General features: G+C 70.0%; 2 protein-coding genes (1 of these 2 cut by a window edge). Both read left to right on the plus strand.

Annotated elements, in window-relative coordinates:
* A protein-coding gene (locus ACPCXD_RS06020; RefSeq protein WP_514132885.1) for a non-ribosomal peptide synthase/polyketide synthase crosses the window boundary here: on the plus strand, positions 1 to 6,329 show its 3' portion. Its footprint begins 23,254 nt before the window's first position; the window shows 6,329 of its 29,583 coding nt (coding positions 23,255-29,583); its start codon lies off the left edge, out of view; the stop codon is at positions 6,327 to 6,329.
* A 247-nt stretch (positions 6,330 to 6,576) separates the two neighbouring features.
* Positions 6,577 to 6,769, plus strand: a 193-nt coding sequence (locus ACPCXD_RS06025; protein ID WP_423658793.1) for a hypothetical protein, incomplete at its 3' end; no start/stop codon positions are given.

The following is a 6,769-nucleotide window of genomic DNA, read 5'->3' on the forward strand; positions in this document are numbered from 1 at the left end:
TGTCCGCCCAGGCGGCGTACTGGCAGGACGCCCTCGCCGGACTTCCGGACGAGCTGAACCTGCCGATGGACCGTCCGCGCCCGCCGGTGCAGTCGTTCGCCGGCGGTACAGTCGGACTCACGATCGACGCGCAGACGCACCGCGCCGTCACCGAACTCGCACGCCGGACCGGCACGACGATGTTCATGGTGATGCACACCGCGCTCGCGGTGTTCCTCGCCCGCATGGCGGACACCGACGATGTCGCGATCGGTACCCCGATCGCGGGCCGTGGTGAGCACGAACTCGACGACATGATCGGCATGTTCGTCAACACGCTCGTGCTGCGCAGCCGGGTGGACGGCGGGGAGAGCTTCACCGAGCTGCTCGCCCGGGTCCGGGAGACCGACCTCGAGGCGTTCGCCCATGCGGACATCCCGTTCGAGCGGCTCGTGGAGATCCTCGCGCCGGAGCGGTCGACCGCCCGCCACCCGCTGTTCCAGGTGGCGCTGTCGTTCGAGAACCTGCCGTCGGCCGGTCTCGAACTCCCGGGCCTGACGGTCTCGGGGGTCCCCTTCGACGTCGACACCGCGAAGTTCGACCTGTCCCTGACGCTGCGCGAGCAGTACGACGAGACGGGCGAGCCCGCCGGCATCGGAGCCGAGTTCTCCTACGCGACGGCCCTGTTCGATCGGCGGACCGTCGAAGAGTTCGCGCGCAGGTTCTCGATGCTGCTCACCGGTGCGTTGGACGATCCGCAGTCGCCCGTCGGCGACCTGGCGATCCTCGACGCGGACGAGTTCGACCGGCTCACCCACGTCCACGGCGACCGTGTCAGTGCCGGGGGAAGCCTCACCGACATCCTCACGACCGGTGTCGCGATGGACCCTGACGCCGTGGCGGTGCGCTACGAGGGTCGCTCGATCACCTACCGGGAGCTCGACGAGACCTCGTCGCGACTGGCACGCCTGCTTATCGAGCGTGGTGTCGGACCGGAGAACATCGTCGCGGTCGCGTACCCGCGGTCGTACGAGATGGTGCTGAGCGTGTGGGCGATCGCGAAGACCGGCGCCGCACACCTGCCGGTCGACCCGACCTATCCGGCCGACCGCGTGCGTTACATGCTGTCCGATTCCGGTGCGGCACTGGGCATCACAGGCGGCGTGCACATCGAAGGCCTGCCGGACGAGGCCGACTGGCTCGTGCTCGACTCGGCGGAGACCGCCGCCGCACTCGAGGCACGGTCGACCGATCCGATCACCGACGCCGAGCGACTGCGCCCGATCCGGCTCGACCAGCCGGCCTACGTGATCTACACGTCGGGTTCGACCGGTCGACCGAAGGGTGTCGTCGTCACGCACACCGGACTCGGGGGAGTGGTCGACACCGCGGTGGATCTCTACCACCTGCGGGCCGGACACCGCTTCCTGCACATCTGCTCGCCGAGCTTCGACCCGTCGGTGCTCGAGTGGATGGCGGCGTTCTCCAGCGGCGCCACGCTGGTGATCGTGCCCGCCGGGATCATCGGGGGCCCGGATCTCGCCGAGCTGCTGAAGACCGAGCGCGTGACCCACACGATCATCACGCCCGCGGTGCTGGGCACGATGGATCCGACCGGCATCGACAGCCTCGAGGTGGTCTCCGTCGGCGGCGACGTCACCACGCCCGAACTGCTCGCGCGGTGGGCGCCGGGACGGAAGTACTTCAACGGCTACGGCCCGACCGAGACGACGATCATCTCGTCCTTCGGCAAGCTGCAGCCGGGACGGCCGATCACCATCGGCAATCCCACGCACGGGGTCTCCGCGCTCGTCCTCGACGCCCGGCTCCAGCCGGTGCCCGAGGGTGTCGCCGGTGAGCTGTACATGGCCGGTGGTGCACTCGCACGCGGCTACCACGGTCGCAGCGGCCTGACCTCGGAACGATTCGTCGCCAACCCGTACAGCGCCGACGGATCCCGCATGTACCGCACCGGCGACGTGGTGCGCTGGCGCTCGATCGACGGCGGCCCCGTCGAACTCGAATTCGTCGGCCGCAGCGACTTCCAGGTCAAGGTGCGCGGTTTCCGCATCGAACTCGGCGAGATCGACGCGGCGCTGACCGAACACGAGACGGTGGACTTCGCGGCGACCCTGGGTCGCACGACCGGCTCGGGCGCCACGGTGCTGGTGTCGTACGTGCTGCCGACCCGCGGCCGGACGGTCGACACCGCACAGCTGACGGAGTTCGTGTCGCGGTCGTTGCCGCCGCACATGGTGCCGTCGGCGATCGTGGTGCTCGACGAGGTGCCGTTGACGCCGGTGGGCAAGCTCGATCGTGATGCTCTGCCGGAGCCGGTGATCGAGGAACGTGAGTACCGCGCTGCCGAGAGTGAGGTCGAGCAGATCATCGCGGAGGTGTTCGCGGAGGTTCTGCATCTGGACAAGGTGAGTGTCGACGAGTCGTTCTTCGCGCTCGGTGGCGACAGCATCGTGTCGATCCAGTTGGTGTCGCGGGCGAAGGCGCGGGGTGTGGTGTTCACGCCGCGCGACGTCTTCGAGCGTCGTTCGGTGGCGGGCCTCGCGGAGGTCGCCACGCGGGCGGAGAGTTCCGGTCCCATCCGCCTGACCGAGCTGCCCGGTGGCGGTGTCGGCGAGGTGCCGCTCACGCCGATCATGCGTGACGTGCTCGGCTGGCCCGGCGGCTTCGACCGGTTCTCGCAGCTCGTGTCCGTCACGCTGCCGCAGGGCATCGACCGGGACGTGCTGACCCGCACCATCGGCGCCGTGATCGACCACCACGACGCGCTGCGCTCGATCCTCGAACGCGGTGCCGACGGCACGCATGTCCTGCGGGTCCGCGCGGCCGGCACGGTCGAACCCGGAGCGATCCTCGACCGCGTCGAACTGTCCCCGGACGTCGACGACGCCGAGCTGACGGAGATCGCCAACCGCGAGATCGACGCGGCCCTCGGCCGTCTCGATCCGTCGAGCGGTTCCGTGATCCGCTTCCTGTGGTTCGACCTCGGCGACACCCGCCCGGGCATCCTCACGGTCGTTGCCCACCACCTCGTGGTGGACGGTGTGTCGTGGCGCATCCTGCTGCCGGACCTCGGGCTGGCCTGGGGCCAGATCGTTTCCGGTCAGGAGCCGCAGCTCGAGGCGGTCGGGACGTCGCTGCGCCGCTGGGCTCACGGCCTCGTCGAAGCGGCTCCGTCGCGACGGAGCGAACTGCCGCTGTGGGAACGGATCCTCGAGGGACCGGATCCGGACCTGGGCGCCCGCCCGTTCGATCCCGCCGTCGACACGATGGCGACGGTGCAGCGACTGGAGATCTCCGTCCCGGCGGCCGACACCGATGCGTTGCTGACGTCGGTGCCGTCCCTGTTCCGCGGCGGTGTCGCCGACGGTCTGGTGGCCGCGCTCGGACTGGCGATGGTGCGCTGGCGCCGCGACCGTGGCGTCGAATCCTCCTCCGCCCTCGTGAAGTTCGAGGGTCACGGTCGTGAGGAGGCCGTGGTGCCGGGTGCCGACCTGTCCCGGACGGTCGGTTGGTTCACCAGCGCCTACCCGGTGCGGGTCGACCTCGCCGGTGTGGACGTCGACGACGCCTTCGACGGTGGTGCCGCGATGGGTTCGGCGGTCAAGGCCGTCAAGGAGCAGTTGCTCGGGATCCCGGACAAGGGCATGGGCTTCGGTCTGCTGCGCTACCTCGATCCGGAATCGTCGGCGCGTCTGGCCGAGATCGCACGCTCGCCGCAGGTCAGCTTCAACTACCTCGGCCGGGTCTCCTCGGCGGACGTGCCGGAGGGGCTCGCCGAGATCGGCTGGGCGCCCACCGACGCGTTGGGCAAGCTCGACGTAACCCAGGACGCCGACATGCCCGCCAACGCGAGCGTGGACATCAACGCCGTCGTCTCCGACGGTGCGGACGGCCCGCAGCTCGGCGCGAACATCGCCTTCCCGGCCGGTCTGCTCGACCGCGACGACGTCGACGAACTCGCACAGCACTGGCTCGAGGCGTTGAGCGCCCTCGCGCGGCACGCCGCGTCGCCGGCCGCAGGTGGCCTGACCCCGTCCGATCTGCCGCTGGTCGACATCGACCAGAAGGAGATCGAGACGTGGGAGCAGCGCTACCCGTCGCTGATCGACGTGTGGCCGCTGTCGCCGCTGCAGACCGGTCTGCTCTTCCACGCATCGATGACGATCGACGAGCGCGTCGACGTCTACACGATGCAGGCGGTCCTCGACCTCGAGGGCGCGGTGGATCCCGACCGTCTGCGGGACGCGGGGCAGGCGCTGCTCGACCGGTACCCGAACCTCCGCACGGCGTTCGTCACCGACGACGAGGGGCAGTCGCTGCAGCTCGTACTCGACGAGGTCGAACTGCCGTGGCGGACGGTCGATCTCACCGATCGGGCGGACGACGTCCGAGAGGTGGAACTCGCCGATGTGCTGGCCGACGAGCAGGCCCGGCGTTTCGACATGGAGACGGCACCGCTCATGCGGTTCCTGCTCGTGAGGTCCGGGGCGGATCGCTACCACCTGGCGGTGACGAGCCACCACATCCTCCTCGACGGCTGGTCGATGCCGCTGCTCATGCAGGACCTCATGGCCCTGTACGTGCTGTGCGGAGACCGCACGGTGCTGCCGCGCGTGCGTTCCTACCGGAACTTCCTCGCATGGCTCGCCGAGCAGGACCACGCCGCCTCGCTCGACGCGTGGGCGCAGACCCTCCAGGGGCTCTCCGAGCCGACGGTGGTCGCTCCGGTCCAGCGCGACCCCGACAACGAGACCATCTCGAAGGTCTCCGTCCTGGTCGACACCGATCACACCGCCCGGCTGACCGCGCTGGCCACCGAGCTCGGTGTCACGGTGAACACGCTCGTGCAGGCCGCCTGGGGTGTGCTGCTCGGCCGCATCACCGGCAACCCGGACATCGTGTTCGGCGCCACGGTTTCGGGTCGCCCCGCCGACCTGCCCGGCGTCGAGTCGATGGTCGGCCTGTTCATCAACACCCTGCCGGTGCGCGTGCGGGTCGATCCGCACGAGTCGGTGGCGCACCTGCTGCAGCGCCTGCAGTCGGAACAGGCCGGTCTGCTCGACCACCACTACGTCGGGCTGTCCGAGATCGAGCAGCGAATCGGGAACCCGATCGGTTTCGATTCGCTGCTGGTGTTCGAGTCGTACCCGATCGACCGCGAGGCACTGTCCGACGCCGCGGGGTCGATCGACGGCATGACGATCACCGGGGTCGGGGTCAAGGACGCCACGCACTACCCGATCACCCTCATGACGGTCGCCGACACGCAGATCGACCTGACCTTCAAGTACCTGGAGCGGTTCTTCGCCGAGCCGGAGATCAGGAACATCTCGGAGCGGCTGGTGCGCGTGCTCGACGCGTTCGCCACCGATCCGGAGTCGGCGGTCGGCGACATCGACCTCGTCGACGCGGAGGAACTCGCCCGCATCGTCGCCGAGTCCGGACCGTCCACCGCGGCGGTGGACACCGGCGCGCGGACGCTGGCCACAGTCTTCGCCGAGGTGGTCGAGGAGGATCCGGCCGCGCCGGCGCTCTCGCTCCCGGCCGATCCGGAGGTGGGTGGCGAGGGAACGGAGATCGCCTACCGGGAACTCGACGCACGATCGTCCCGCCTGGCCCGGTTGCTCATCGGCCGTGGCCTCGGCACCGGCGACGTGGTCGCGATCGCGATCCCGCGTTCGGTGGAGTCCGTGGTCGCCGAGTGGGCGGTGGTCAAGACCGGTGCCGCGATCGCGCCGGTCGATCCCGCCCGGGCCGACGGGCAGTTGCCCGCCGGCGCCGGTCTGGGACTGACGGTCGCCGGTACCGCGGCGAACGGTACGGACGGCTGGCTGGTCGTCGAGGAGCCCGGTGTGCGGGACGAGCTGGCGGCCCAGTCGGCGGATCCGGTGACCTACGCCGACCGGTTGCGTCCGGTCGGTTCGGTGGACCCGGCGCTCGTGCTGCCCTCGCGGACGTTCACGAACGCCGAGCTGGTCGAGCGGATCGGCACGCTGCGGGATCGGTACGAGCTGACCTACGAGTCGCGCAGCCTCGCGGTGGGCGGTGTCGACATCGAGGCGGTGGCACTCGAACCGCTGGTCGTCACGGCGACCGGTGCCGTCGTCGTGGTCGTACCCGAGGGCGCGTCGTCGGGTACGGCACTGGACAGCGTGCTCTACAACGAGTGGGTCACCCACGTGCACCTGCCCGAGGCGTCGCTGAGCACACTCGAACCCGGGTCGCTCGAGGACCTCGCGGCCGTCGTCGTGGTGGACGACGCCCCCGACGGATTGCTCGAGGAGTGGGGCGCGGCACACCGCCTGTACCGGCTCGCTGACCTGGACTGACGATGTGGTGGGGCCGCTTCGGCCGGCCCCACCACCTCGGCGGACGAGTCCCCGCGGGATGCGCCGGTAACGTCGGGAGTGGTCGGAGAGATGAACCCCATGGGGTTACTGCCGAGTAAGTTCGCCCGTCTCCGGCGGGTGACTATGCTTGCTCGGTTCGCAGACGCGACCGTTGGGATCGAAAGCGAAGGGTATGGGCTTTTTCATGCGTTCACGACACGATGGCAGCTCGAACGGGGCCTCTCCGGTGAACGCATCCTCTTCGTCCGATTTCCCGTCGGAGACGCAACCCCGCGAGACGCAGGACGGTGCCCGCAGCCGGGCACCGCGTCCCGAACGTGCACCCCGTCCCGAACGCGCGCCCCGGCCCGAGCGCGCACCCCGCCCCGAACGCGGCGCACGCCCCGAGCGCGCTGCGCGCCCGGCGCGCGGCGAGCGCG

It is taken from the genome of Rhodococcus sp. AB351 (assembly GCF_049538275.1).
Classification (GTDB): Bacteria; Actinomycetota; Actinomycetes; order Mycobacteriales; family Mycobacteriaceae; genus Rhodococcus.